The organism is Pseudomonas sp. DF11 (assembly GCF_058148565.1).
On record NZ_JBYVYN010000005.1, the window covers coordinates 83,402 to 108,357 of the forward strand.

The 24,956-nt window shown below is 62.2% G+C and carries 23 protein-coding genes; 15 read left to right on the top strand and 8 right to left on the bottom strand.

Annotation, left to right across the window (positions count from 1 at the left end):
• The 6 genes from AC30D9_RS16475 (at position 1) to AC30D9_RS16500 (ending at position 6,998) form a co-directional block, all read left to right on the top strand.
• Entirely contained in the window at positions 1-1,989 is a 1,989-nt protein-coding gene (locus AC30D9_RS16475; protein ID WP_490144411.1) for a heme lyase CcmF/NrfE family subunit, read from the top strand.
• Positions 1,986-2,522 (top strand): DsbE family thiol:disulfide interchange protein, encoded by a 537-nt coding sequence (locus AC30D9_RS16480; protein WP_307571510.1) that lies wholly within the window; start codon positions 1,986-1,988, stop codon positions 2,520-2,522. The genes AC30D9_RS16475 and AC30D9_RS16480 overlap by 4 nt, the downstream gene beginning before the upstream one ends.
• Positions 2,519-2,992, top strand: coding sequence for a cytochrome c-type biogenesis protein (locus AC30D9_RS16485; protein ID WP_134923320.1), 474 nt, complete (start codon positions 2,519-2,521; stop codon positions 2,990-2,992). Before AC30D9_RS16480 ends, AC30D9_RS16485 begins: the two co-directional genes overlap by 4 nt.
• Positions 2,985-4,187: a c-type cytochrome biogenesis protein CcmI gene (gene ccmI, locus AC30D9_RS16490; protein ID WP_307571509.1), complete on the top strand. Its 1,203-nt coding sequence runs from the start codon at positions 2,985-2,987 to the stop codon at positions 4,185-4,187. The genes AC30D9_RS16485 and ccmI overlap by 8 nt, the downstream gene beginning before the upstream one ends.
• Before the next feature lie 14 nt (positions 4,188-4,201).
• A complete protein-coding gene (locus tag AC30D9_RS16495) occupies positions 4,202-4,609 on the top strand; it encodes a hypothetical protein (RefSeq protein ID WP_109751374.1) in 408 nt (135 codons plus the stop codon).
• Between the two features lie 295 nt (positions 4,610-4,904).
• Positions 4,905-6,998 (top strand): LTA synthase family protein, encoded by a 2,094-nt coding sequence (locus AC30D9_RS16500; RefSeq protein ID WP_490144412.1) that lies wholly within the window; start codon positions 4,905-4,907, stop codon positions 6,996-6,998.
• A gap of 65 nt (positions 6,999-7,063) precedes the next feature.
• Here AC30D9_RS16500 and AC30D9_RS16505 read toward each other — a convergent pair whose 3' ends face one another.
• On the bottom strand, positions 7,064-7,216 hold the full coding sequence (locus AC30D9_RS16505) for a DUF3309 family protein (protein ID WP_003183939.1): 153 nt from the start codon (positions 7,214-7,216) through the stop codon (positions 7,064-7,066).
• A 289-nt stretch (positions 7,217-7,505) separates the two neighbouring features.
• On the opposite strand from AC30D9_RS16505, the gene AC30D9_RS16510 reads away from it, so the two are divergent.
• The 3 genes from AC30D9_RS16510 (at position 7,506) to csrA (ending at position 9,063) form a co-directional block, all read left to right on the top strand.
• Positions 7,506-8,321, top strand: coding sequence for an SDR family oxidoreductase (locus AC30D9_RS16510; protein WP_134923323.1), 816 nt, complete (start codon positions 7,506-7,508; stop codon positions 8,319-8,321).
• A gap of 57 nt (positions 8,322-8,378) precedes the next feature.
• Positions 8,379-8,711, top strand: a complete 333-nt coding sequence (locus AC30D9_RS16515) for a YnfA family protein (RefSeq protein ID WP_134926592.1) — start codon at positions 8,379-8,381, stop codon at positions 8,709-8,711.
• Positions 8,712-8,862: 151 nt separating this feature from the next.
• Positions 8,863-9,063, top strand: a complete 201-nt coding sequence (gene csrA, locus AC30D9_RS16520) for a carbon storage regulator CsrA (RefSeq protein WP_057448496.1) — start codon at positions 8,863-8,865, stop codon at positions 9,061-9,063.
• Here csrA and AC30D9_RS16525 read toward each other — a convergent pair.
• From AC30D9_RS16525 to mnmC, 5 genes are all read right to left on the bottom strand, one after another.
• Positions 9,052-9,279: a YheU family protein gene (locus tag AC30D9_RS16525; RefSeq protein ID WP_003199186.1), complete on the bottom strand. Its 228-nt coding sequence runs from the start codon at positions 9,277-9,279 to the stop codon at positions 9,052-9,054. The genes csrA and AC30D9_RS16525 overlap by 12 nt on opposite strands.
• A gap of 231 nt (positions 9,280-9,510) precedes the next feature.
• Positions 9,511-10,701 carry an osmoprotectant NAGGN system M42 family peptidase gene (locus tag AC30D9_RS16530; protein ID WP_134923324.1) on the bottom strand — a complete coding sequence of 397 codons (1,191 nt, stop codon included), beginning with the start codon at positions 10,699-10,701 and terminating at the stop codon, positions 9,511-9,513.
• Positions 10,702-10,879: 178 nt separating this feature from the next.
• Positions 10,880-12,625, bottom strand: a complete 1,746-nt coding sequence (gene ngg / locus AC30D9_RS16535; protein WP_307571508.1) for an N-acetylglutaminylglutamine synthetase — start codon at positions 12,623-12,625, stop codon at positions 10,880-10,882.
• A 3-nt stretch (positions 12,626-12,628) separates the two neighbouring features.
• Positions 12,629-14,401, bottom strand: a complete 1,773-nt coding sequence (locus AC30D9_RS16540; RefSeq protein WP_490144413.1) for an N-acetylglutaminylglutamine amidotransferase — start codon at positions 14,399-14,401, stop codon at positions 12,629-12,631.
• A 278-nt stretch (positions 14,402-14,679) separates the two neighbouring features.
• Entirely contained in the window at positions 14,680-16,662 is a 1,983-nt protein-coding gene (gene mnmC, locus AC30D9_RS16545) for a bifunctional tRNA (5-methylaminomethyl-2-thiouridine)(34)-methyltransferase MnmC2/FAD-dependent 5-carboxymethylaminomethyl-2-thiouridine(34) oxidoreductase MnmC1 (protein ID WP_490144414.1), read from the bottom strand.
• Positions 16,663-16,812: 150 nt separating this feature from the next.
• On the opposite strand from mnmC, the gene pap reads away from it, so the two are divergent.
• A complete protein-coding gene (gene pap / locus AC30D9_RS16550) occupies positions 16,813-18,327 on the top strand; it encodes a polyphosphate:AMP phosphotransferase (RefSeq protein WP_134923327.1) in 1,515 nt (504 codons plus the stop codon).
• Positions 18,328-18,430: 103 nt separating this feature from the next.
• Positions 18,431-19,615, top strand: a complete 1,185-nt coding sequence (locus AC30D9_RS16555) for a thiolase family protein (protein WP_490144415.1) — start codon at positions 18,431-18,433, stop codon at positions 19,613-19,615.
• Positions 19,616-19,792: 177 nt separating this feature from the next.
• On the opposite strand, the gene AC30D9_RS16560 is transcribed toward AC30D9_RS16555, so the two are convergent.
• Positions 19,793-19,990, bottom strand: a complete 198-nt coding sequence (locus tag AC30D9_RS16560) for a DUF6316 family protein (protein ID WP_134923329.1) — start codon at positions 19,988-19,990, stop codon at positions 19,793-19,795.
• Positions 19,991-20,179: 189 nt separating this feature from the next.
• Between AC30D9_RS16560 and AC30D9_RS16565 the strand changes: the two genes are divergently transcribed.
• Positions 20,180-21,142, top strand: coding sequence for a DMT family transporter (locus tag AC30D9_RS16565; protein ID WP_134923330.1), 963 nt, complete (start codon positions 20,180-20,182; stop codon positions 21,140-21,142).
• A 127-nt stretch (positions 21,143-21,269) separates the two neighbouring features.
• On the opposite strand, the gene AC30D9_RS16570 is transcribed toward AC30D9_RS16565, so the two are convergent.
• Positions 21,270-22,664 (bottom strand): class II fumarate hydratase, encoded by a 1,395-nt coding sequence (locus tag AC30D9_RS16570; RefSeq protein WP_109751384.1) that lies wholly within the window; start codon positions 22,662-22,664, stop codon positions 21,270-21,272.
• Between the two features lie 202 nt (positions 22,665-22,866).
• Between AC30D9_RS16570 and AC30D9_RS16575 the strand changes: the two genes are divergently transcribed.
• The 3 genes from AC30D9_RS16575 to trhO all read left to right on the top strand — a co-directional run bounded on the left by AC30D9_RS16575 (position 22,867) and on the right by trhO (position 24,938).
• Positions 22,867-23,388 (top strand): DUF2059 domain-containing protein, encoded by a 522-nt coding sequence (locus AC30D9_RS16575; RefSeq protein WP_042732949.1) that lies wholly within the window; start codon positions 22,867-22,869, stop codon positions 23,386-23,388.
• Positions 23,389-23,400: 12 nt separating this feature from the next.
• On the top strand, positions 23,401-23,700 hold the full coding sequence (locus AC30D9_RS16580) for a BolA family protein (protein WP_003199206.1): 300 nt from the start codon (positions 23,401-23,403) through the stop codon (positions 23,698-23,700).
• A gap of 296 nt (positions 23,701-23,996) precedes the next feature.
• A complete protein-coding gene (gene trhO / locus AC30D9_RS16585; RefSeq protein WP_134923331.1) occupies positions 23,997-24,938 on the top strand; it encodes an oxygen-dependent tRNA uridine(34) hydroxylase TrhO in 942 nt (313 codons plus the stop codon).
• Positions 24,939-24,956: the final 18 nt, after the last annotated feature.

The window sequence follows — 24,956 nt, forward strand, 5'->3', positions numbered from 1 at the left end:
ATGACTACCGGCATCTTTATTCCCGAGTTGGGCCACCTGGCGATGATCCTGGCCCTGTGCTTTGCCCTGGTGCAGGCCGTGGTGCCCTTGCTGGGGGCCTGGCGTGGTGACCGTTTGTGGATGAGCCTGGCCCAGCCGGCGGCGTGGGGCCAGTTCGCCTTTATGCTGTTCGCCTTCGGTTGCCTGACCTATGCGTTCATGACCGACGACTTTTCCGTGGCCTATGTCGCCAGCAACTCCAACAGCGCCTTGCCCTGGTACTACAAGTTCAGTGCCGTGTGGGGCGCCCATGAAGGCTCGCTGTTGCTCTGGGCCCTGATCCTCGCTGGCTGGACCTTTGCTGTCTCGGTGTTCTCCCGACAATTGCCCCAGGTGATGCTGGCCCGGGTGCTGGCGGTGATGGGCATGATCAGCACCGGTTTCCTGCTGTTCCTGATCGTCACCTCCAACCCGTTCGAGCGCATCCTGCCGCAGATGCCGGCGGATGGCCGCGACCTCAACCCGTTGCTGCAGGACATCGGTCTGATCGTTCATCCGCCGATGCTCTACATGGGCTACGTCGGCTTCTCCGTGGCCTTCTCCTTCGCCATCGCCGCGTTGCTCGGTGGCCGGCTCGATGCCGCCTGGGCACGCTGGTCGCGTCCGTGGACCATCGTCGCCTGGGCCTTCCTCGGCATCGGCATCACCCTGGGCTCGTGGTGGGCCTACTACGAACTCGGCTGGGGCGGCTGGTGGTTCTGGGACCCGGTGGAAAACGCCTCGTTCATGCCCTGGCTGGTGGGCACGGCGCTGATTCACTCCCTGGCGGTCACGGAAAAACGTGGCGTGTTCAAGAGCTGGACCGTGCTGCTGGCCATCGCGGCGTTCTCGTTGAGCCTGCTGGGGACGTTCCTGGTGCGCTCCGGCGTGCTCACGTCGGTGCATGCCTTTGCCTCGGACCCTGAACGTGGCGTGTTCATCCTGATGTTCCTGTTGTTCGTGGTCGGCGGTTCGCTGACGTTGTTCGCCCTGCGCGCGCCGGTGGTCAAGAGCCAGGTCGGCTTCAACCTCTGGTCCCGGGAAACCCTGTTGCTGGGCAACAACCTGGTGCTGGTGGTGGCCGCGTCGATGATCCTGCTGGGAACCTTGTACCCGCTGGTACTCGACGCGCTGTCCGGCGCCAAGCTGTCGGTCGGGCCACCGTACTTCAATGCGCTGTTCATCCCGCTGATGGCAATCCTGATGGTGGTGATGGCCATCGGTGTGCTGGTGCGCTGGAAAGACACCCCGGTCAAGTGGCTGCTGGGCATGTTGACCCCGGTATTGCTGGGCACGGCGGCCCTGGCCGTGGTGGCCGGCGTGGCCTATGGCGACTTCAACTGGGCGGTGCTGGCGACGTTCGTGCTGGCGGCCTGGGTGTTGCTGGCGGGCGTTCGGGACATCTTCGACAAGACTCGTCACAAAGGCCTGATCAAAGGCCTGCCGACCCTCACCCGCAGTTACTGGGGCATGCAGGTCGCCCACCTGGGCATCGCCGTCTGCGCCCTGGGCGTGGTGCTGTCCAGCCAGAACAGCGCCGAGCGCGACCTGCGCCTGGCACCGGGCGAGTCCATGGACCTGGCCGGCTATCAGTTCGTCTTCGAGGGGGCCAAACACTTCGAGGGGCCGAACTTCACGTCCGACAAAGGCACCGTACGGGTTCTTCGCAACGGTGAGGAAATTACCGTGCTGCATCCGGAAAAGCGCCTCTACACCGTGCAGAACTCGGTCATGACCGAAGCCGGGATCGATGCCGGTTTCACCCGCGATCTCTACGTCGCGTTGGGCGAGTCCCTGGGCGACGGCGCGTGGGCGGTGCGGGTCCACGTCAAGCCGTTCGTGCGCTGGATCTGGTTCGGTGGCTTGCTCACCGGCCTGGGTGGGGTGCTGGCGGCGCTGGATCGTCGATATCGAGTCAAGGTGAAAACCCGGGTGCGTGAAGCCCTGGGCGTGACAGGAGCCACTGCATGAAACGTTGGTTGATGTTGGTGCCGCTGGCGCTGTTTCTGTTGATGGCAGTGTTTTTGTTCCGAGGGCTTTACCTGAACCCGACTGAATTGCCTTCGGCGATGATTGGCAAGCCGTTCCCGGAGTTTTCCCTGCCATCGGTGCAAGGTGACAAGACCCTGACCCGCGCCGACCTGCTGGGCAAGCCGGCGCTGGTCAACGTATGGGGCACCTGGTGCATTTCCTGCCGGGTCGAGCACCCGGTGCTGAACAAGCTGGCCCAGAACGGCGTGGTGATCTACGGCGTCAATTACAAGGACGTCAACGCCGACGCCTTGAAGTGGCTGGCCGAGTTCCACAATCCGTATCAACTGGACATTCGTGACGAAGACGGTTCCCTGGGCCTGAACCTGGGTGTGTACGGCGCGCCGGAAACCTTCTTCATCGATGCCAAGGGCGTTATTCGCGACAAGTTCGTCGGCGTGATCGATGAGCAGGTCTGGCGCGAGAAACTGGCCGCCAAGTATCAGGCCCTGGTGGACGAGGCCAAGCCATGAAGCGCTGGTTGGCGGCCGCCATCCTCGGCTTGAGCCTGGTCGGTGTGGCCCATGCCGCCATCGACACCTACGAATTCGCCAACGACGGCGAGCGCGAACGGTTTCGCGAACTGACCAAGGAACTGCGCTGCCCCAAGTGCCAGAACCAGGACATCGCCGACTCCAATGCACCGATTGCCGCCGACCTGCGCAAGGAAATCTTCCGCATGCTCGGTGAAGGCAAGGACAACCAGCAGATCATCGATTTCATGGTCGATCGCTACGGTGAGTTCGTGCGCTACAACCCCGCCCTGTCCTCCAAGACCGCGCTGCTCTGGTTCGGCCCCGCCGGGCTGTTGCTCGGTGGTTTCGTGGTCATCGCGATGATCGTGCGCCGGCGCCGGGTCCAGCGCACGGCCGCCCCGGACACGCTTTCTGTCGAAGAGCGCCAGCGCCTCGACCAACTGTTGGATAAAACCAAGCATGATTGATTTTTGGCTCGCCGCAGGTCTGCTTCTTCTGGTTGCCCTGAGTTTTCTGTTGATCCCTGTGCTGCGTGGTCGTCGCGCTCAACGAGAGGAGGACCGTACCGCGCTCAACGTGGCGCTGTACCAGGAACGCATCGCCGAGTTGCAGGCCGAGCAAGAGGAGGGCGTGCTCAACGCCGCGCAACTGGACACTGGTCGCGCCGAAGCCGCCCGCGAGCTGCTCGCCGACACCGAGGGCGCCGATGTGCCACGGGAGTCCCGATTGGGCAAGCCATTGCCGTTGCTCGCCGCCGTGCTGGTGCCGCTGTTGGGCCTGGCGCTGTACCTGCACTTCGGTGCCAGCGACAAAGTCGAGCTGACCCGTGAATTCGCCCAGGCACCGCAGTCGATGGAGGAAATGACCCAGCGCCTGGAACGGGCGGTGGCGGCGCAGCCGGACTCCGCCGAGGGTTTGTATTTCCTCGGCCGTACCTACATGGCCCAGGATCGGCCGGCGGATGCGGCGAAGATTTTCGAGCGCACCGTGGCGCTGGCCGGACGACAACCCGAGCTGCTCGGGCAATGGGCCCAGGCGCAGTATTTTGCCGACGGCAAGAAATGGTCGGACAAGGTCCAGGCCCTGACCGATGAAGCGCTGAAACTCGATCCCAAGGAGGTCACCAGTCTTGGCCTGCTGGGTATCGCCGCGTTCGAAGGCGAGCGCTATCAGGAGGCGATCGATTACTGGGGGCGTCTGCTGGTGCAACTGCCGGAGGGTGACAAATCCCGTGAGGCGTTGCAGGGCGGTATCAATCGCGCCACCGAGAAGCTGCAAGCCAGCGGTGGCAAGGTCGTCCAGGCTCCTGTGACCAAGGCTGCGGCACTGCTCAAGGTGCGCGTCGACCTGGCACCGGGACTCAAGGCCAAGGTGCAGCCGGGCGACAGCGTGTTCATCTTCGCCCGCGCCGTCAGCGGCCCGCCGGCGCCGCTGGCGGCCAAGCGCATGACCGTCGCCGATCTGCCGATCACGGTGGAGCTGGGTGACGGGGACGCAATGATGCCGCAGTTGAAACTGTCGAACTTCCCCGAAGTCCAACTGGTGGCGCGCATCTCCCGGGCCGGCCAGCCGACCGCCGGTGAGTGGATCGGCCGCAGCCAGCCCCTGGCGAGCAGCACCACGGCGCAGCAACAACTGACCATCGACAGCCCGGACAAATAACAGGAATTCGCACCATGACCGCCATCGCTCGTATCACCCTGCTCACGCTCGTCATGGGCCTGAGCGCTTGTGCGGTCCAGCGTCCGTCGGAGCCCTCGGCACCGCTGCCACCGATCCCTCCGTCGACCCCGACCACCAAGCCGGTCCCGTCCACACCACCGGGCAAGCCTGTCATCCCGAACAAACCGGCCAAGCCGGTGCCACGTACCTCTGCCAGTTTCGCCCCGCCGCCGGGTGGCAACAGCCACTGGGACGCCAAGCTTGGCGTCTATGTGCTGGACAACCAGACGAACACGTTCTATCGCCAGCGTACCTATTACCGCTGGAACAACGGTTGGAGCCGTTCAGTCAGCCCCAATGGCCCATGGGAAGACACCACCATCGAAGGTGTGCCGGCGGGCTTGGGGCGGCAATTCCACTAAGCACCGTACAACCCTGTGGCGAGGGGATTTATCCCCTCGCCACAATGAGGCCCGGCTTCACCTTGCCGGCAGGCCGGGCTTTTTGTGTTTCCGGATATTCTTTGAACGAAATTTTCACAAAATCTTGCGGACAATCCCCCGCGCTTATATCGCCGCCGGTTATTTAATGGCAATGCCATAGCCGTTCGTGCAACATTTGCGCTCTCGCGCAAGCCCCGAGACCAGGCTTTGGTCAACAGAGGGCGCGCCGTTGTTTCTTTTTGTCACTCCAACTCCAATAGGGTCCTTAAACGACATGGCAATCCCGGACGCCCTGAGTCAGCAGCGCAATACGCATCGCCTGCTGCAACCGACCGTCAAATCGCACCTGGCCTACACGTTGCTTTGCGCCCTGGTGATGATGGTCATGTTCAGCCTGCTGCGCGTGGCGCTGCTGGTCTATAACCGCGAGATGATCCTCGACACCCCGGCCTCGACCTTCGTTGAAGCGTTCGCCAATGGCCTGCGTTTCGACCTGCGCCTGGTGGTCTACCTCTGCATCCCGTTGCTGCTGGCGTTGTTCAGCGCCAGGGCCATGGCGGCCCGCGGGTTCTTTCGTTTCTGGCTGACCGTCACCTCCAGCATCGCGCTGTTCCTGGGCTTGATGGAGATGGATTTCTACCGTGAATTCCACCAGCGCCTCAACGGCCTGGTCTTCCAATATGTAAAGGAAGACCCGAAAACCGTGATGAGCATGCTCTGGTACGGTTTCCCGGTGGTGCGCTACCTGCTGGCCTGGGTCGGCGGCACCCTTATCCTGAGCCTGGCGTTCAAGGGCGCCGACCGCGCCACTCGGCCCCGTGGGCCGTTCAGTGGCGGCACCATCGGTACCCGGCAGGTCGCCCCGTGGTATGGGCGTGTCGCGGTGTTCGTGGTTTGCCTGCTGGTCGCCGTGACCGCCGCTCGCGGCACCTTGCGCCAGGGGCCGCCCCTGCGCTGGGGTGACGTCTACACCACCGATTCGAACTTCGCCAACCAATTGGGCCTCAACGGCACGCTGTCGCTGGTGGCCGCGGCCAAGAGCCGGATGTCCGAAGACCGCGACAACATCTGGAAAGCCACCCTTGAGCAACCACTGGCACAGCAGACCGTGCGCGACATGCTGGTGATGCCTGACGATAAACTCGTGGACACCGAGACCGCCGCCGTGCGCCGGGACTACACGCCGCCGGCGGACAAGACCCTGCCGATCAAGAATGTGGTCGTGATCCTCATGGAAAGCATGGCCGGTCACTCGGTGGGCGCCCTGGGCGCGCCGGGCAACATCACGCCTTACCTGGACAAGCTGTCCAAGGAGGGCCTGTTGTTCGACCGTTTCTTCTCCAATGGCACCCACACCCACCAAGGCATGTTCGCCACCATGGCGTGCTTCCCGAACCTGCCGGGTTTCGAATACCTGATGCAGACGCCGGAGGGCAGCCACAAGCTGTCGGGCCTGCCGCAACTGCTCAGCGCCCGTGACTACGACGACGTGTATGTCTACAACGGCGATTTCGCCTGGGACAACCAGTCGGGGTTCTTCAGCAGCCAGGGCATGACCAACTTCATCGGGCGTAACGACTTCGTCAACCCGGTGTTCTCCGACCCGACCTGGGGCGTGTCCGACCAGGACATGTTCGACCGTGGCCTGATCGAGCTCAAGGCACGGGAAAACGGCAAGCCGTTCTATGCCTTGCTGCAAACCCTGTCCAACCACACCCCGTATGCCCTGCCGACACCGTTGCCCGTGGAGCGGGTCACCGACCGCGGCAGCCTGAACGAACACCTGACTGCCATGCGCTACGCCGACTGGGCACTGGGCCAGTTCTTCGAAAAGGCCCGCAAGGAGCCGTACTTCAAGGAAACCCTGTTCGTGGTGGTCGGCGACCATGGTTTTGGCAACGAACGCCAGATCACCGAAATGGACCTGGGCCGTTTCAACGTGCCGATGCTGCTGATCGGCCCGGGAGTCCAGGAGAAGTTCGGCCAGCGTAACCATACCGTGGGTACTCAGGTCGACATCGTGCCGACCATCATGGGCCGGATCGGCGGGCAAGTACGCAACCAGTGCTGGGGCCGTGACCTGCTGAACCTGCCGCAAGGCGACCCCGGCTTTGGTGTGATCAAGCCGTCGGGCAGCGAACAGACCACGGCGATCATCCGCGACGACCAGATCCTGGTACTGCCGAAGGAAAAGGAAATGGCGCCGAAGATGTATCGCTATGAGCTGGGCGCCAACCCGCATGCGGAAATCATCCCGGATGCAGCGGATACCGCGCAGATGAAACTCAAGCTCGAATCGTTCCTGCAAACGGCGACCAAGAGCCTGTTGGATAACACCGCTGGCGTCGTTGACGGCAAGCCGGATTGATAAAACGGCGAGCATAAAAAAGAGGCCTGCAAAGGCCTCTTTTTTTTTTGCGCTTACTTGGTGGTTTATATCTTGCCCAGTAATAACAGGACCAACAGCACCACCAACACTACACCAATGATACCGGAGGGACCGTAACCCCAACTTCTGGAGTGCGGGAAGACCGGAAGACCACCGATCAGCAGGAGGATCAGGATAATGATAAGAATTGTGCCCATTGTAGATTTCCTTATTGGTCAGTTCTGGGGTGATACAACTTTCAACTGCCAGCGCGCATGCGTTAAATCCGGGCGGCTTAATAATTCCGACCGTAACGTCCTGTAAAAAATTCAAAGTTTTTTGTGCTCGTATGAAAGTGCAATTGTGCGGCCCAATACCCACAAAGGGCGCGCTTCGATCAAAACCCATTACGGTTTGCCCTCGCCATTCAGCAATCTGATGGAGCGTGGGTCCGCAGAACTCCTTCGCTACACTCGGCCTATCTCTCCCGGAACAAGGCTGTTTGCTATGCAAAATCGCATGATGATCACTGGTGCCGGCTCCGGCCTGGGTCGCGAAATCGCGCTGCGCTGGGCCCGAGAAGGCTGGCGCCTGGCTTTGTCGGATGTCAGCGAGCCGGGCCTTGTGGAAACCCTCAAGCTGGTGCGCGCCGCCGGTGGCGACGGCTTCATCCAGCGCTGCGATGTGCGCGACTACAGTCAATTGACTGCATTCGCCCAGGCCTGTGAAGAAAAACTCGGCGGCATCGATATCATCGTCAACAATGCCGGCGTTGCCTCGGGCGGGTTCTTCAGTGAACTCTCCCTGGAGGATTGGGACTGGCAGATCGCGATCAACCTGATGGGCGTGGTCAAGGGCTGCAAGGCGTTCTTGCCGCTGCTGGAGAAAAGCCGCGGCAAGATCATCAACATCGCCTCCATGGCGGCCCTGATGCAGGGGCCTGCCATGAGCAACTACAACGTGGCCAAGGCCGGCGTAGTGGCATTGTCGGAAAGCCTGTTGGTGGAGTTGGCGCAGCAGGAAATTGGCGTACACGTGGTGTGTCCGTCGTTCTTCCAGACCAATCTGCTGGACTCCTTCCGCGGCCCGACCCCGGCCATGAAGGCCCAGGTTGGCAAGTTGCTGGAAAGCTCACCGATCAGCGCCGCGGATATTGCCGACTACATCTACCAGCAGGTCGGCCAGGGCCAGTTCATGATCCTGCCCCATGAACAGGGGCGCATGGCGTGGGCCCTCAAGCAGAAGAACCCACAATTGCTGTACGACGAAATGACCGCCATGGCCGACAAGATGCGCGCCAAGGCCCGGCAAAACCTGAATTGACCTGGCTGCCCGATGTCCTCAGGATGGCGCCATTCGGCCTTCCTGATGGACATCTGCATGCTCAATTACCTATGGTTCTTTCTCGCCGCGCTGTTTGAGATCGCGGGCTGCTACGCCTTCTGGTTGTGGCTGCGCCAGGACAAGAGCGCCTGGTGGATCGTCCCGGCGTTGCTCAGCCTCACGTTGTTCGCCCTGTTACTGACCCGCATCGAAGCGACGTACGCCGGGCGTGCCTACGCCGCCTATGGCGGTATCTATATCATTGCCTCGATCGGCTGGCTGGCCATGGTGGAGCGGGTACGGCCATTGGGTTCCGACTGGATTGGCGTGGCGCTCTGCGTGTTGGGGGCGAGTGTGATTCTATTCGGCCCACGGCTCTCGGCACCCTGAAACCACCTGCGATCCGATAGGGTTTTGCAGGAAGTTTCCGTCAGCCACAGGAGCTTTGCTTGTAGGGCCTTACTGAATTCTCGCGGGTGTCTTGAGAACAGGAAACAGGCCGGGCATGGTCAGGGTCCAGACATTCTTAAGGACAAGAACCATGCTTGTACTAAGCCGCGCTGTAGGTGAGTTGATTTCCATCGGGGACGATATTTCCGTCCGTGTGCTGTCGGTCAGCGGTGGCACCGTGCGTTTTGGCGTGGAAGCGCCACGGCACGTCGATGTCCATCGCTCCGAAATCTACGACAAGATCCAGAAGAGAAAGGCCCAAGCCACTCGCAAGGCCTGTTCAGTCGAATAGGTGCTTGGGCACGTCGTGCTTGAGCATCAGTTGGCACTGTTCACTTTCGGGGTCGAAGACGATCAACGCCTGGCCTTTGGTCAAGGCTTGCCTGACCCGTAGAACCCGCGTTTCCAGGGGCGTGTCGTCACCATTGTCGGTGCCGTCGCGGGTCACGAAATCTTCGATCAGGCGAGTGAGCGTGTCGACTTCGAGTTGGTCGTGGGGGATGAGCATGGGGTACCTCGGCTAGACAATAGGGCGATGCTACGGCCAATGGGCTGTTGCGGCTAGCCTGGGTTTTTTGACCATTGCAAATCCTTGTGGGAGCGGGCTTGCTCGCGAAGGCGGCGGTACATTCAACCTATACGCTGGCCGACCTACTGCTTTCGCGAGCAAGCCCGCTCCCACAATTGGATTTGTGTAGACCCCGAAAGAGTCATATGTCAGCCGGCATCGCGTGCTGGATCAGCTATCGGAACGCTGCCCCACAAGGCTATCCACCGACGGTACCCGGGTATCGCTTTCCATCTGTGCATCGTGCTCGATCTGGTGGCTGAAGCGGTCCAGCGAGCCTTGGGCCGGCTGCGCGTCGCTGGCGAACACCGGCGGGCTGAGGATGTAGGCGCCGAGCAGACGGCTGAGGGCGGCCAGGCTGTCGATGTGGGTACGTTCGTAGCCATGGGTGGCGTCGCAGCCGAAGGCGAGCAGGGCGGTGCGGATGTCATGGCCGGCGGTGATGGCCGAATGAGCGTCGCTGAAGTAGTAGCGGAACAGGTCGCGGCGTGCGGGTACCTCGTTTTCCTTGGCCAGTTTCAACAAGTGTCGCGACAGGTGATAGTCGTAAGGGCCTCCGGAGTCCTGCATCGCCACGCTGACCGCATGTTCGCTTGAGTGCTGGCCAGGTGCGACTGGCGCGATGTCGATGCCGACGAATTCGCTCACATCCCAGGGCAGTGCAGCCGCCGCGCCGCTGCCGGTTTCCTCGGTGATGGTGAACAGGGGGTGACAATCGATCAGCAGTTCTTCGCCGCTGTCGACAATAGCCTTGAGCGCCGCCAGCAGCGCTGCGACCCCGGCCTTGTCGTCCAGGTGCCGGGCGCTGATATGGCCGCTTTCGGTGAATTCCGGCAAGGGATCGAAGGCCACGTAATCGCCGATGCCCACACCCAGGCTTTCGCAATCGGCGCGGGTGGCGCAATAGGCGTCCAGGCGCAGCTCGATGTGGTCCCAACTGATGGGCATTTCATCCACGGCGGTGTTGAATGCGTGCCCGGAAGCCATCAACGGCAGCACGCTGCCCCGAATCACGCCGGTGTCGGTAAACAGGCTGACCCGACTGCCTTCGGCAAACCGACTGGACCAGCAACCCACCGGGGCCAGGGTCAGGCGGCCATTGTCCTTGATGGCCCGCACGGCAGCGCCAATGGTGTCCAAGTGGGCCGATACTGCCCGGTCAGGGCTGCTCTTGCGGCCCTTGAGCGTGGCGCGGATCGTGCCACGGCGGGTCATTTCAAAAGCGATACCCAGCTCTTCGAGTCGTTCGGCGACATAGCGCACGATGGTGTCGGTGAAGCCGGTGGGGCTGGGAATGGCGAGCATTTCCAGCAGGACTTTCTGCAGGTATTCGAGATCCGGTTCTGGAATTTTGCTGATCATGGAAACTCCTCACGGAACATTAAATTGAAGTAGGGAACCTGTGGCGAGGGAGCTTGCTCCCGCTGGACCGCGGAGCGGTCCCTTTTGAGCTCCAGGTCGATGCAAAAACCCGGAGGGCCGCGGAGAAGGGCCGCTTCGCAGCCCAGCGGGAGCAAGCTCCCTCGCCACGGAAGAAGGGCTAGGCCACCGCCTGGCTATGGGGAAACAACAAATCCACAAAACGCTCGGCGGTGGGTTGTGGTTCGTGGTTGGCCAGGCCTGCGCGTTCGTTGGCTTCGATGAATACGTACTCGGGTTGATCGGCCGCCGGCACGAGCAGGTCGAGGCCGACCATGGGAATGTCCAGCGCCCGGGCGGCACGCACGGCCGCATCGACAAGGGTCGGATGCAGAATGCTGGTGACGTCCTCCAGAATGCCTCCGGTGTGAAGGTTTGCCGTACGCCGTACGAACAGATGCTCCCCGGCGGGCAGCACGCTGTCATAGTCGAACCCGGCCGCGCTGAGCGTGCGCAAGGTCTCGGCATCCATCGGGATTTTGCTTTCGCCGCCCGTGGCCGCTTGTCGTCGGCGGCTCTGGGCTTCGATCAACGCGCCGATGGTGTGCCGGCCGTCGCCGATCACTTCCGCCGGACGCCGGATCGCCGCCGCCACCACTTCAAAACCGATTACCAGGATCCGCAGGTCCAGTCCTTCGTGGAAGCTTTCCAGCAGCACCCGGCTGTCGAACCGTCGAGCCGCTTCGATGGCGCTTTGCACCTCCTCGATGGTGCGCAGGTCCACCGCCACGCCTTGGCCTTGTTCACCGTCCAGCGGCTTGACCACCACCCGTTCGTGCTCGTCGAGAAACGCCAGGTTGTCATCGGCATTGCCCGCCAACTGTTGGGCCGGCAGGTTCAGGCCGGCGTTCTTCAGCACCTTGTGGGTCAGGCTTTTGTTCTGGCACAGGGTCATGCTGATGGCGCTGGTCAGGTCGCTCAGGGACTCGCGACAGCGCACCCGACGGCTGCCGTGAACCAGGGTGAACAAGCCGGCCTCGGCGTCGTCCACCTGCACTTCGATGCCACGCCGGTGAGCTTCTTCGACAATGATTCGCGCATAAGGATTGAACTGCGCCTCGGGACCTGGCCCGAGGAACAATGGCTGGTTGATGCCGTTCTTGCGTTTGATGGCGAAGGTCGAGAGGTTGCGAAAGCCGAGTTTGGCGTAGAGGTTTTTCGCCTGGCGATTGTCGTGCAATACCGACAGGTCGAGGTAACTCAAGCCACGGCTCATGAAGTGCTCGATGAGGTGACGCACCAGCACTTCGCCAACACCGGGCCGCTGACATTGCGGATCGACGGCCAGGCACCAGAGGCTGCTGCCGTTTTCCGGGTCGTTGAAGGCCTTCTGATGATTCAGGCCCATGACGCTGCCGATCACCGCACCGGTGTCATCGTCTTCGGCCAACCAATAGACCGGGCCGCCTTCATGACGTGGGGTCAGTCGCTGCGGGTCGATGGGCAGCATGCCCCGGGCTTGATAGAGCTGGTTGATGGCCTGCCAATCGGTCTCGCCCTGGGCCCGACGGATGCGGAACCCGCGAAACACCCGCGTGGCCTGACGATAGTCGCTGAACCACAGGCGCAAAGTGTCGGATGGGTCGAGGAACAATTGCGCCGGTTCCAGCCCCAGTACCTGCTGGGGCGCTGCGACGTACAAGGCAATGTCGCGTTCGCCGGGTTGTTCGTTGAGCAGCTCACGGGCCAGGCTCGCCGGGTCCGGGAAGGTGTGGCCGATCAGCAGTCGGCCCCAGCCGCAATGCACCGCGATCGGGTCGGCGCCCAATTCGCTGCCGTCTTCGGCCAGGCGTGCCTGCAGGCGTTCATAGGACGGCGCCTGGCCACGCAAGAGGCGTTGGTTGTGAACGGTTGCGTGAGGTTTCATCGATCAGATTCCTTGCTCGCTGAGCCACAGGTTCAGCGCCGCCAGTTGCCACAACCGCGAGCCGCGCAACGGCGTGAGCTGGCCATTGGGGTCGGTCAGCAGGCGGTCGAGCATGGCCGGGTTGAACAGGCCGCGATCCTGGCTTGGATCGAGCAGCAATTCGCGGACCCAGGCCAGCGTGTCGCCTTCCAGGTGCTTGAGGCCAGGCACTGGGAAATAGCCCTTCTTGCGGTCGATCACCTCGCTGGGGATCACCCGCCGGGCGGCTTCCTTGAGCACCTGCTTGCCGCCATCGGGCAGCTTGAACTTCGCCGGGACCCGGGCCGAGAGTTCCACCAAGCGGTAGTCCAGGAACGGCGTGCGCGCTTCCAGGCCCCAGGCCATGGTCATGTTATCGACGCGTTTGACCGGGTCGTCCACCAGCATCACCGTGCTGTCCAGGCGCAAGGCCTTGTCCACCGCGGCATCGGCGCCTGGCTGGGCGAAATGCTCCTTGACGAAATCACCGGCGGCGTCGTTGGCCGTCAGCCATTTGGGCTGCACGGTGGCGGCATATTCTTCGTAGCTGCGGTCGAAGAAGGCGGCGCGATAGGCCGCGTACGGATCGCTGGCGCCATCGACCTGCGGGTACCAGTGATAACCGGCGAACAGCTCATCGGCGCCCTGGCCGCTTTGCACCACTTTGCAATGCTTGGCCACTTCCCGCGACAGCAGGTTAAAGGCGATGCAGTCGTGGCTGACCATCGGCTCGCTCATGGCACGGAACGCTGCCGGCAGTTGCTCGATGATCTCTTTTTCGTCGATGCGCAATTGGTGATGGCGGGTGCCGTAGTGCTTGGCGATCAGGTCCGAATACTGGAACTCGTCACCGCGCTCGCCGCCGGCATCCTGGAAACCAATGGAGAATGTGGACAGGTCTTCAACACCGACTTCGCGCAACAGACCCACCAGCATGCTCGAATCCACCCCGCCGGAAAGCAGCACGCCGACATCCACGGCGGCCCGCTGGCGAATGGCGACCGCTTCACGGGTGCTGTCGAGCACGCGGTCAATCCAGTCTTCCAGGTTCAGGTGCTGTTCGTCGGCCCGGGGACCGTAGGGCAGGGTCCACCAGGTTTTTTGCTCGGTGGTGCCGTCGGCTTCGATCCGCATCCAGGTGGCGGGCGGCAGTTTTTCAATGCCGGCCAGCAAGGTGCGGGGCGCCGGGACCACCGCGTGGAAATTCAGGTAATGGTTGAGCGCCACCGGGTCGAGCATGGGGTTGATGTCGCCACCCTTGAGCAGCGCCGGCAACGCCGAGGCGAAACGCAGGCGCTGGCCGGTGCGCGACAGGTACAGCGGCTTGACGCCGAGGCGGTCGCGGGCGATGAACAGCCGCTTGGCATCACGTTCCCAGATGGCGAAGGCGAACATGCCGTTGAGCTTGGGCAGCAGCGCTTCGCCCCAGGCGTGGTAGCCCTTGAGCAGTACTTCGGTGTCGCCACCGGAATAGAAGGTGTAGCCCAGGCCTTCGAGTTCAGTGCGCAGTTCCGGGTAGTTGTAGATCGCGCCGTTGAAGGCCAGGGACAGGCCCAGTTGATTGTCGATCATCGGCTGGGCCGAGCCGTCCGACAGATCCATGATTTTCAGGCGCCGATGGCCCAGGGCAATCGGTCCCTGGCTATGAAAACCCCATGCATCAGGGCCGCGAGGGGCCAGGTGATGGGTGATTCGCTCTACGGCCGCAAGGTCCGCAGGTTGTTGATCGAAGCGTAACTCTCCAGCTAATCCGCACATAAGTCCTTACCGGTTTTTCCGTTGGGGAGGGGTCAAGCAGCACGCGCCGACATGGCGGGTACCCTGAAACTGACCGGGGGGATTGCTGTGAGTTTTAGATCGATGCGTTATAAGGCGACGGGTGAGGGCCGCTTGGTCTGCCGTATAACTCAAGGATAATGTGGGAGCGAGCCTGCTCGCGATCGCGGTGGATCAGATGGTACCTGGGTTGACTGACACACCGCGATCGCGAGCAGGCTCGCTCCCACAGGATTTGTGGTGGGGGCAAAAAATCGGCGTCAGGCCTTGCCCCGAATCAATGCCCGCAACGCAAACCGGTTCGGATGGCAGGCCTCGGCGACGCTGCGGGGCAGTGGCAGCGGTTCGTTGTCCAGCCAGGCGGCGATCAGTTCGCCCGACAGGGGGGCGGTGATCAGGCCGCGGGAACCGTGACCGCTGTTGATGTACAGGCCATCGAGCCACGGGCAGGGGGCGTCCGGCACCTGGCGGGCGTCCTTGCCCAGGGCCGCATAGGCCTCGGTAAAGGCCTGGCGGTCGGCCAACGGTCCGACAATCGGCAGGTAATCCGGGCTGGTGCAACGGAACGCCGCGCGGCCTTCGAGGTGTTGCGGGTCCAGGTCGCCGGCGTTCAGGCGCTCCACCAGGTCTTGGGAGATTTCTTCGAGCATCCGCAGGTTGCCGGCGTGCTCGGCGGCGGTGGGGGTCAGATCGTCGCTGTTGAAATCGAAACTGGCGCCCAGGGTATGTTCGCCCAGCCGCGGCGGCGCCACATAGCCTTCGGCGCAAACCACGGTCGCCAGGCTCTGGCTGCGAGTGGTTTGTGGCAGGCGGGTGATTTGTCCGCGAATGCGCTTGAGCGGCAAGTCGGCAGCCGGTTCGAAGCGTTTGATCTCGGCCGCACTGGCGAGGATTACCACCGGCGCACTGGCCAGGCAGCGTTCGCCGTCCCATGCCTGCCATTGGCCGTCGACTCGGCGCAGTTGCAGCACTTCATGATGGGGTTGCACATCAATCCCTGGCTGCGAGGCTTGCCAGCGACACAACGCCGGCGGATGCACCCAACCGCCCTCGGGATAAAACAAACCACCACAGGCCAGGTCGATGCCGGACCGACCCTGCGCCTCGGACTGATCCAGGGTGTGCAGTAAATCCCTTGGGAACGCCTCGGCCAGTTGCGCCTGACGTTCGGCTTCCTTGCCGTTGAAGGCCAATTGCAAGACGCCGCAGGCGTCCCAGTCAACGCCGCGTTGCAACTGCTCGAGCACGCGTCGGGTGTAGCCGAAGCCGCTGAGGATCATCTGCGATAAGGCGGTGCCGTGGGCCGACAACTTCAGGTACAGCACGCCCTGGGGGTTGCCGGAAGCTTCCTCGGCCAACCCGGCATGACGCTCCAGCAGCGTCACCTGCCAGACTCGGGCGGCGAGGCTGACCGCGCTGGCGCAACCGGCCAGGCCGCCGCCGATCACCAGTGCCCGGCGCTCGCCGATGAGCGGGGTGGGGCGGGCGTACCACGGTTTGACGGGGGGCGGGGTCGGTGTCTGGTCTGGCCAACCGATGAACACCCCGCGAAGGATTTCCCATTTATGGCCGATCCCCGGCGTGCGCTTCATCTGGAAGCCTGCCGCGTTCAGCGACCGGCGGACCCAACCGGTGCTGGTGAAAGTGCTCAGGGTGGCGTCGGGTGCCGCCAACCGGGCCAGTTCGGCGAACAGCTCGGCGGTCCACATCTCGGGGTTCTTCGCCGGGGCGAAGCCGTCCAGGAACCAGGCGTCGACCTGCCCGTCCAGTTGTGACAACTGCTCCAGGGCATCGCCGACCAACAAGGTCAATGTCACTCGCCCACCCGCCAAGGACAGGCGCTGGAAGCCTTGGTGGATGGCGACGTACTGCTCGAGCAATTGCTCCGCCTGATGCTTGAGTTGCGGCCACAGTTCCAGTGCCCGGCGCAGGTCCTGGGGGCTCAAGGGGTATTTTTCGACACTGACGAAATGCAGCCGTGCCCCGGTGGGTGCGCACTGCTCGAACAGTTGCCAGGCGCAGAGAAAATTCAAGCCAGTGCCAAATCCGGTTTCGCCGATCACCAGCCGCCCGTTATCGGCCAGGGCCGCGAAACGCTCGGCCAGGTTGTTCTGCTCAAGGAACACATAACGGGTTTCGTCCAGGCCCGACTGGTCGGAAAAATACACATCATCGAACACCCGCGAGCGCGGGCGCCCCTGGTCATCCCAGTCGAGTTGGGCGTGTTGCTGGATGGGCGTCATGGCAGGCTCGGTCAAAACTGAGCGGCCATTCTAGCCGATCGGTATCGGCTTGCTTGACCCATCGCAACAGAGCGCGCATCTGGATGGAATCTGCTGCACAGGGCCGCATCCAATCCGCTAGTCTTGGCCCATCCCCGGAAGGAGCTGCCCATGTTTGAATCCGCTGAAATCGGTCATGCCATTGATAAAGACACTTTTGAGGCCGAGGTCCCGGCCCTGCGTGAAGCGCTGCTGGAGGCGCAGTTCGAGTTGCAGCAGCAGGGCCGGTTTCCGGTCATCGTGCTGATCAACGGCATCGAAGGCGCGGGCAAGGGCGAGACGGTGAAGTTGCTCAATGAGTGGATGGACCCGCGGCTGATCGAAGTGCGCACCTTCGACCAGCAGACCGACGAGGAACTGGCGCGGCCACCGGCCTGGCGCTATTGGCGGATGCTGCCGGCCAAGGGGCGCATGGGGATTTTCTTCGGCAACTGGTACAGCCAGATGCTGCAGGGCCGGGTCCATGGCGAGTTCAAGGACCCGCGGCTCGACCAGGCGATTGCGGGTGCCGAGCGCCTGGAAAAAATGCTCTGCGACGAAGGCGCACTGATCTTCAAGTTCTGGTTTCACCTGTCCAAGAAACAGATGAAGGCCCGGCTCAAGGGGCTCAAGGATGATCCGCTGCACAGCTGGCGCATCAGCCCGCTGGACTGGCAGCAGTCCCAGACCTACGACAAGTTCGTCAAATACGGTGAGCGGGTGCTGCGCCGCACCAGTCGCGATTACGCACCGTGGCATGTGATCGAAGGCATGGACAGTTGTTATCGCAGCCTCACCGTCGGACGGATTCTGCTCGACGGCTTGCGCCAGGCCCTGGACCGATCGAAGGTCAAGCCGCAAAAGGTCAGTGTGGCGCCGCTGCCCGTGCTGGACGGCGAGCTCACGCTGCTCGATAGCCTGGACATGACTCGACGCCTGGACAAGGCTGACTATGAAGAACAACTGATCACCGAGCAGGCGCGGTTCGCCGGCCTGCTGCGGGATAAACGCATGCGCCAGCATGCCCTGGTGGCGGTATTCGAAGGCAATGACGCGGCAGGCAAGGGCGGGGCGATCCGGCGGGTCGCGGCGGCCCTGGACCCACGCCAATACAGCATCGTACCGATTGCCGCGCCCACGGAAGAAGAACGTGCCCACCCTTACATGTGGCGGTTCTGGCGGCATATTCCGGCGCGGGGCAAGTTCACCATGTTCGACCGTTCCTGGTACGGCCGTGTCTTGGTGGAACGGGTCGAGGGGTTTTGCAGCCAGGCCGACTGGCTGCGGGCCTACGGTGAAATCAACGATTTCGAGGAGCAGCTTGCCGATGCTGGCGTGGTGGTGGTCAAGTTCTGGCTGGCCATCGACAAGGAAACCCAGCTGGAGCGTTTCCAGGAGCGTGAGGACATCCCGTTCAAGCGCTTCAAGATCACCGAGGATGACTGGCGCAACCGCGACAAGTGGGACGCCTACCGCGCCGCGGTGTGCGACATGGTCGACCGCACCAGCACTGAGATTTCCCCTTGGACCTTGGTGGAAGCCAACGACAAGCGCTGGGCGCGGGTCAAGGTGTTGCGCACCCTCAACCAGGCGCTGGAGGCGGCTTTCGAGCGCAGCGCAAGACAGGCTCGCAAGAAGAAGCGCTAGGACGATGAACACGCATACGCGGGGTGAATGATTGTCGCGGTCGGTTATGCAGTGGATCTATGCTCGATTCACTCTCAACCGACTACAACAATGAGGTACAGCCATGCGTGAAGTGGTGATCGTCGACAGCGTACGGACCGGCCTGGCCAAGTCCTTTCGCGGCAAGTTCAACATGACCCGTCCGGACGACATGGCGGCTCACTGCGTCAATGTCCTGCTGACGCGCAACGACATCAACCCGGCCAGCGTCGAGGATTGCATCGTCGGGGCCGGGTCCAATGAAGGCGCCCAGGGCTACAACATCGGGCGCAACGTGGCGGTGCTCTCGCAATTGGGCGTCGGCACCGCCGGCATGACCCTCAACCGTTTCTGTTCCTCTGGCCTGCAAGCCATCGCCATCGCGGCCAACCAGATCGCTTCCGGTTGCAGCGACATCATCGTGGCCGGCGGCGTGGAGTCCATCAGCCTGACGATGAAAAGCGTCAACACCGACAACCTGATCAACCCGCTGCTCAAGGAGCAGGTGCCGGGGATTTATTTCCCCATGGGCCAGACGGCCGAGATCGTCGCCCGCCGTTACCAGGTCAGCCGCGAGGAGCAGGACCGCTACGCCATGCAGAGCCAGCAGCGCACCGCCAAGGCCCAGGCGGCCGGGCTGTTCGATGACGAAATCATCCCGATGGCGGTCAAGTACCGGGTCGAGGACAAGCAGACCGGCGCGGTGCAGATTCTCGATGGTGTGGTCGATCGCGATGATTGCAACCGCCCGGACACCACCTACGAAAGCCTGGCCGGCCTGAAACCGGTGTTCGCCGAAGACGGATCGGTGACGGCGGGCAATTCGTCGCAGTTGTCCGACGGGGCCTCGATGACCTTGGTGATGAGCCTGGAAAAAGCCCTGGCGCTGGGGCTCAAGCCCAAGGCGTTTTTCCGTGGCTTCACCGTGGCCGGTTGCGAGCCGGACGAGATGGGCATCGGCCCAGTGTTTTCAGTGCCCAAGCTGCTCAAGGCCAAGGGCTTGCAGATTGCCGATATCGACCTGTGGGAACTCAACGAGGCATTTGCTTCCCAGTGCCTGTACAGCCGCAACCGACTGGAAATCGATCCGGAAAAGTACAACGTCAATGGCGGCTCGATCTCCATCGGCCATCCGTTCGGCATGACCGGCTCACGGCAAGTGGGGCATCTGGTGCGCGAGCTGCAACGACGCAACCTGCGCTACGGCATCGTGACCATGTGCGTGGGCGGGGGGATGGGGGCTACGGGGTTGTTCGAGGTGGTGAGGTAACCCACGACCTGAAAGTTGGCGAGAGCAGTTGCTTGTGGCGAGGGGATTTATCCCCGCTGGGTTGCGCAGCAACCCTAAAAACCACAAGCACGGTGTATCAGGTTGACAGAGTTGTCTGTTTTTGGGGGGGATAAATCCCCTCGCCACAAGAGAGCGACGTCAGCTGCGAGAGCTGCGCTAGCTGGCGACTTGCGACAGTTGCAGCATGCGCTGCACATACTCCTCCACTTTCCGCAAGGCATCCTCGCGACTGGCGAATGGCCCTTCCTGGGTGCCTTCGCGGGTATTGAAATAATACTCGCCGTTGACCCGGCAGATCCGGTCGCTGCGAAAAATGGTCGTAGGGGCGGGATCCAGGGCGCGTTTGCCAAGCATATCGGGTCTCCAGGGTGCAGCGAGGTCAGTTTCAAATGAGCATATGCGCAGTCCTTGATTCTCGCCTGGCCAGCCGATCGACGGCTGCGACCCATACAATCCCATGGGCGGCCTTTACCCAACTGTCCCTGTGTCGCGGAGCGATAGACGCCTAGAATGGTCGTTCATGTCTTGAGCTTCGAGGGTTGCATGCACATATCGTCCGGTCGCTGGGTCTATGGCCTGTTCCTTGCCCTGTTGACCGCCTTGCTGTGGGGCATCCTGCCGATCAAGCTCAAGCAAGTGTTGCAAGTGATGGACCCGGTCACCGTGACCTGGTTTCGCTTGCTGGTGTCCGGCGGTTTGTTGTTCATCTATTTGGCAACCACTCGGCGTCTGCCCAGTCGCAAGGTCCTCGGCCCACGCGGTGGCTGGCTGGTGGCGATGGCGGTGCTCGGGCTGGTGGGCAACTACGTGTTGTACCTGATGGGCCTGAACCGCTTGAGCCCTGGCACCGCACAACTGGTGGTGCAGATGGGGCCGATCATGTTGCTGGTCGCCAGTCTGTTCGTGTTCAAGGAGCGTTTCAGCGTGGGGCAGGGCATTGGCCTGGCGGTGCTGTTGATTGGCTTCACGCTGTTTTTCAACCAGCGCCTGGGCGAGTTGCTGACGTCCCTGAGTGACTACACCGCCGGGGTCCTGATGGTGTTGCTGGCGTCGACGGTCTGGACGTTCTATGCCTTGGGCCAGAAGCAACTGTTGACGGTGTGGAATTCGTTGCAGGTGATGATGGTGATCTACCTGTTCTGCGCGTTGCTGCTCACACCCTGGGTACATCCGTTGGAGGCGCTGCAATTGAGTCCGTTGCAAGGCTGGCTGTTGCTCGCCTGCTGCCTCAACACCCTGATTGCCTATGGCGCGTTCGCCGAGGCCCTGGCCCACTGGGAAGCGTCCCGGGTCAGCGCGACCCTGGCGATAACGCCGTTGGTGACCTTTGCCGCAGTGGCGATGGCGGCCTGGTGGTGGCCCGACTATGTCCATGCCGAGCAGATCAATCTGTTGGGCTATGGCGGGGCGGTGCTGGTGGTGCTGGGGTCGGCGCTGGTTGCGCTGGGGCCGTCGCTCATCGCCGGGCTCAAGGCACGGCGCGAGCGTTTGGCTGTAGAGCGATAGAAGGTGGCATGTCTGACATGAATCCACTGTGGGAGCGAGCCTGCTCGCGATGCGGCCTGACAGTCGATGAAGAGTCGACTCATACATCGCTATCGCGAGCAGGCTCGCTCCCACATGGGGGCCGGCGTTAGCCCTGGCTACCCGCCTCCAGCATGTTCTCCGGCCTCACCCAGGCATCGAACTCCTCATCGGTCAGGTACCCCAGTTGCAGGGCCGCCTCACGCAGGGTCAGCCCTTCGCCGTAGGCTTTCTTGGCGATTTCCGCCGACTTGTCGTAGCCGATGTGCGGGTTCAGCGCGGTCACCAGCATCAACCCACGCTCCAGGTGCGCGGCCATCTGCTCGGCGTCCGGCTCCAGTCCGGCGATGCAATGCTGCTGGAAGTTGCTGCAGCCATCGGCCAGCAGGCGAATCGATTGCAGCAGGTTGTGGATGATCACCGGTTTGAACACATTCAACTGCAAATGGCCCTGGCTGGCGGCAAAGCCGATAGTCACGTCGTTGCCCATGACCTGGCAGGCCAGCATCGACAAGGCTTCGCATTGGGTCGGGTTGACCTTGCCGGGCATGATCGAACTGCCCGGTTCGTTGGCCGGCAACTTCACTTCGGCGAACCCGGCCCGTGGTCCGGAGCCCAGCAGGCGCAGGTCGTTGGCGATTTTCATCAGGGTCACGGCGAGGGTTTTCAGTGCGCCGGACAGGGACGTCAGGGGTTCATGGCCGGCCAGCGCGGCAAACTTGTTCGGTGCGGTAACGAATGGCAGACCCGACAGCGCTGCCAGTTCGGCGGCGATCGCTTCACCGAAACCATGGGGCGAATTGAGCCCGGTGCCGACCGCCGTGCCGCCCTGGGCCAGTTCGCAGACCGCCGGCAGCGCCGCGCGGATCGCCCGTTCGGCGTAATCGAGCTGGGCAATGAACGCCGACAGTTCCTGGCCAAAGGTGATCGGCGTGGCATCCATCATGTGGGTACGGCCGGTCTTGACCAGCTTCATATGGCGCGCCGCCAGTTCCGCCAGGCCACCGGACAGCTCGCTGATAGCCGGGAGCAATTGCTGGTGGACGGCCTGTGCGGCGGCAATGTGCATCGCGGTGGGGAAGCAGTCGTTGGAGCTCTGGGAACGGTTGACGTGGTCGTTGGGGTGCACCGGGCTCTTGCCGCCACGGGGATTGCCGGCCAGTTCGTTGGCACGCCCGGCGATCACCTCGTTGACGTTCATGTTGCTCTGGGTGCCGCTGCCGGTCTGCCAGACCACCAGCGGGAACTGGTCGTCATGCTGGCCGGCCAGCACTTCGTCGGCGGCCTGCTCGATCAGGCGGGCGATGTCGGCGGGCAAGTCGCCGTTGCGATCATTGACCCGTGCGGCGGCTTTCTTGATCAGTGCCAAGGCGTGCAGCACCGACAGTGGCATGCGTTCGTTGCCAATGGCGAAATTAATCATGGAACGCTGTGTCTGGGCGCCCCAGTAGGCGTCGTCCGGGACTTCAACCTGGCCCAGGCTGTCGGTTTCGATACGGCTCATCGGGTCAAACTCCTTAAAGGCTGAATGCGCAGTTTAGGCCCAGATGGGCGGTACCGGTTCCCTCAATCTTCCCCCAATCTAGGCGTGGCGGATCCGGCCCGTCAATCGGACCCGGCAAGCTTCGGGGTTGAGGCCCGGCGTTTTTTAGGCGCAGAATGGTCGCCCTTGGGGTTTTACCTCGCCTGTAATGAAAGGAAACTCGATGACCCGTCTTCGTGCCATCTGTACCGCAGTTGCTCTGGTGTGTGCCAGCGGCCCTGTTTTCGCCGATACCGCCAGCCACAACGCCAGCGCCGAAGCGTTCCTGACCCTGGCGCACGCTGACAAACTGGGCACTCCGGTGTACATGCAAGTGCAGCAGATGTTTGCCCAGCGCTTTGAACAGACCAAGGCCCCTGAGTCGAAAAAAGCCACCCTGGAAACCTACCAGGCCAAGGCCAATGCCGCGCTGGACCAGGCTATCGGCTGGAACAAGCTCAAGCCGGACATGGTCAAGCTCTACACCAGCAACTTCAGCGAGTCGGAGCTCAAGGACCTGGTAGCCTTCTACCAATCGCCATTGGGCAAGAAAGTCCTGGAAAAAATGCCACAGTTGACCCAGCAATCGGCCCAACTGACCCAGGCCAAGCTGGAAAGCGCGGTACCGGTGGTCAACAAGCTGCTGGCCGACATGACGGCCGAGCTCGAGCCAAAAGCCGCTGCCCCCGCCAAGAAAAAGCCGTAAGCGGAGCCCGGTATGAGCATGCAACAACGCATCGAATCGACACTCGGGCTCTTGCAGCCTGAGTACTTGCAAGTGCTGGATGAAAGCCACATGCACAGCCGTGGCCTGCAGACCCACTTCAAGGCCGTGGTGGTCAGCCAGCAGTTCGAGGGGCTCAATCGCGTCAAGCGTCACCAGAAGGTCTACGGCACGCTGGGCGAGCTGATGGGCGAATTCCATGCGTTGGCGCTGCACACCTACACCCCTGAAGAATGGGCGCAGATCGACGCCGCCCCGGCTTCGCCGACCTGTGCCGGTGGCAGCAAACACTGATCGGCGGTGGTGAGGGAGCTTTCTGTGGCGAGGGGATTTATCCCCGCTGGGGTGCGAAGCGCCCCTGAAGCCAGTTACGCAATCCATTTGATATGCGGCGATTCCAAAGGCTGAGGGCTGCTTCGCACCCCAGCGGGGATAAATCCCCTCGCCACAAAGGTTTTGTATCCGGCCTTGGATTGCAGTCCTGCAACCCACATGTTTTTTGTTAGAATCCGCAACGCGCCGCTCACCCGGCGCGTTTTTTTTCGCATCCGGTTCACCCTTTACGAGGGTAGCCACCTGGAGAAACACCCATGACACAACCCATTGTCGTGGCGGCACTGTATAAGTTCGTCACCCTGGAAGATTACGTCGAGCTGCGTGAGCCCTTGCTCAAGGCCATGCTCGACAACGGCATCAAAGGCACGTTGCTGATCGCCGAAGAAGGCATCAACGGCACGGTCTCCGGCACTCGCGAAGGTATCGACGGCCTGCTGGCCTGGCTCAAGAACGATCCGCGCATGATCGACATCGACCATAAAGAATCGTACTGCGACGAGCAGCCGTTCTATCGCACCAAGGTCAAGCTCAAGAAAGAAATCGTCACCCTGGGCGTCGAGGGCGTGGATCCGAACAAGCAGGTTGGCACCTATGTCGAACCGCAGGACTGGAATGCGCTGATCAGCGATCCGGAAGTGTTGCTGATCGATACCCGCAACGATTACGAAGTGGCCATCGGCACCTTTGAAGGCGCGATCGACCCCAAGACCACCAGCTTTCGCGAATTCCCCGAGTACATCAAGGCCAACTTCGACCCGGCCAAACACAAGAAAGTCGCGATGTTCTGCACCGGCGGCATTCGTTGTGAAAAAGCCTCCAGCTATATGCTTGGCCAGGGGTTCGACGAGGTCTATCACCTCAAGGGCGGCATCCTGAAATACCTCGAAGAGGTGCCTCAGGAAGAAACCAAGTGGCGTGGCGACTGCTTCGTGTTCGACAACCGCGTGACCGTTCGCCACGACCTCAGCGAAGGCGACTACGATCAATGTCACGCTTGCCGTACCCCGGTCAGCGTCGAAGACCGCGCCTCGGAGCACTATGTGCCGGGCATCAGTTGCCCGCATTGCTGGGATAAGTTGAGCGAGAAAACCCGGCGTAGCGCCATCGACCGGCAGAAGCAGATCGAATTGGCCAAGGCTCGCAACATGCCGCACCCGATCGGCTACAACTATAAGCAGACATCTTCCGAGGCCTGAACCATGGCGTCACGCTTG

Bases quoted from the DNA above. Each gene is read 5' to 3' on its own strand.
- AC30D9_RS16480 (WP_307571510.1), top strand. From the start codon at position 1,986: ATGAAACGTTGGTTGATGTTGGTGCCGCTGGCGCTGTTTCTGTTGATG.
- AC30D9_RS16500 (WP_490144412.1), top strand. From the start codon at position 4,905: ATGGCAATCCCGGACGCCCTGAGTCAGCAGCGCAATACGCATCGCCTG.
- AC30D9_RS16560 (WP_134923329.1), bottom strand. From the start codon at position 19,990: ATGCTTGGCAAACGCGCCCTGGATCCCGCCCCTACGACCATTTTTCGC.
- ngg (WP_307571508.1), bottom strand. From the start codon at position 12,625: ATGAAACCTCACGCAACCGTTCACAACCAACGCCTCTTGCGTGGCCAG.
- AC30D9_RS16525 (WP_003199186.1), bottom strand. From the start codon at position 9,279: ATGCTCATCCCCCACGACCAACTCGAAGTCGACACGCTCACTCGCCTG.
- AC30D9_RS16530 (WP_134923324.1), bottom strand. From the start codon at position 10,701: ATGATCAGCAAAATTCCAGAACCGGATCTCGAATACCTGCAGAAAGTC.
- AC30D9_RS16515 (WP_134926592.1), top strand. From the start codon at position 8,379: ATGCTCAATTACCTATGGTTCTTTCTCGCCGCGCTGTTTGAGATCGCG.
- trhO (WP_134923331.1), top strand. From the start codon at position 23,997: ATGACACAACCCATTGTCGTGGCGGCACTGTATAAGTTCGTCACCCTG.
- AC30D9_RS16540 (WP_490144413.1), bottom strand. From the start codon at position 14,401: ATGTGCGGATTAGCTGGAGAGTTACGCTTCGATCAACAACCTGCGGAC.
- AC30D9_RS16575 (WP_042732949.1), top strand. From the start codon at position 22,867: ATGACCCGTCTTCGTGCCATCTGTACCGCAGTTGCTCTGGTGTGTGCC.
- AC30D9_RS16570 (WP_109751384.1), bottom strand. From the start codon at position 22,664: ATGAGCCGTATCGAAACCGACAGCCTGGGCCAGGTTGAAGTCCCGGAC.
- AC30D9_RS16495 (WP_109751374.1), top strand. From the start codon at position 4,202: ATGACCGCCATCGCTCGTATCACCCTGCTCACGCTCGTCATGGGCCTG.
- AC30D9_RS16505 (WP_003183939.1), bottom strand. From the start codon at position 7,216: ATGGGCACAATTCTTATCATTATCCTGATCCTCCTGCTGATCGGTGGT.
- ccmI (WP_307571509.1), top strand. From the start codon at position 2,985: ATGATTGATTTTTGGCTCGCCGCAGGTCTGCTTCTTCTGGTTGCCCTG.
- AC30D9_RS16510 (WP_134923323.1), top strand. From the start codon at position 7,506: ATGCAAAATCGCATGATGATCACTGGTGCCGGCTCCGGCCTGGGTCGC.
- AC30D9_RS16475 (WP_490144411.1), top strand. From the start codon at position 1: ATGACTACCGGCATCTTTATTCCCGAGTTGGGCCACCTGGCGATGATC.
- mnmC (WP_490144414.1), bottom strand. From the start codon at position 16,662: ATGACGCCCATCCAGCAACACGCCCAACTCGACTGGGATGACCAGGGG.
- AC30D9_RS16485 (WP_134923320.1), top strand. From the start codon at position 2,519: ATGAAGCGCTGGTTGGCGGCCGCCATCCTCGGCTTGAGCCTGGTCGGT.
- AC30D9_RS16580 (WP_003199206.1), top strand. From the start codon at position 23,401: ATGAGCATGCAACAACGCATCGAATCGACACTCGGGCTCTTGCAGCCT.
- pap (WP_134923327.1), top strand. From the start codon at position 16,813: ATGTTTGAATCCGCTGAAATCGGTCATGCCATTGATAAAGACACTTTT.
- AC30D9_RS16565 (WP_134923330.1), top strand. From the start codon at position 20,180: ATGCACATATCGTCCGGTCGCTGGGTCTATGGCCTGTTCCTTGCCCTG.
- AC30D9_RS16555 (WP_490144415.1), top strand. From the start codon at position 18,431: ATGCGTGAAGTGGTGATCGTCGACAGCGTACGGACCGGCCTGGCCAAG.
- csrA (WP_057448496.1), top strand. From the start codon at position 8,863: ATGCTTGTACTAAGCCGCGCTGTAGGTGAGTTGATTTCCATCGGGGAC.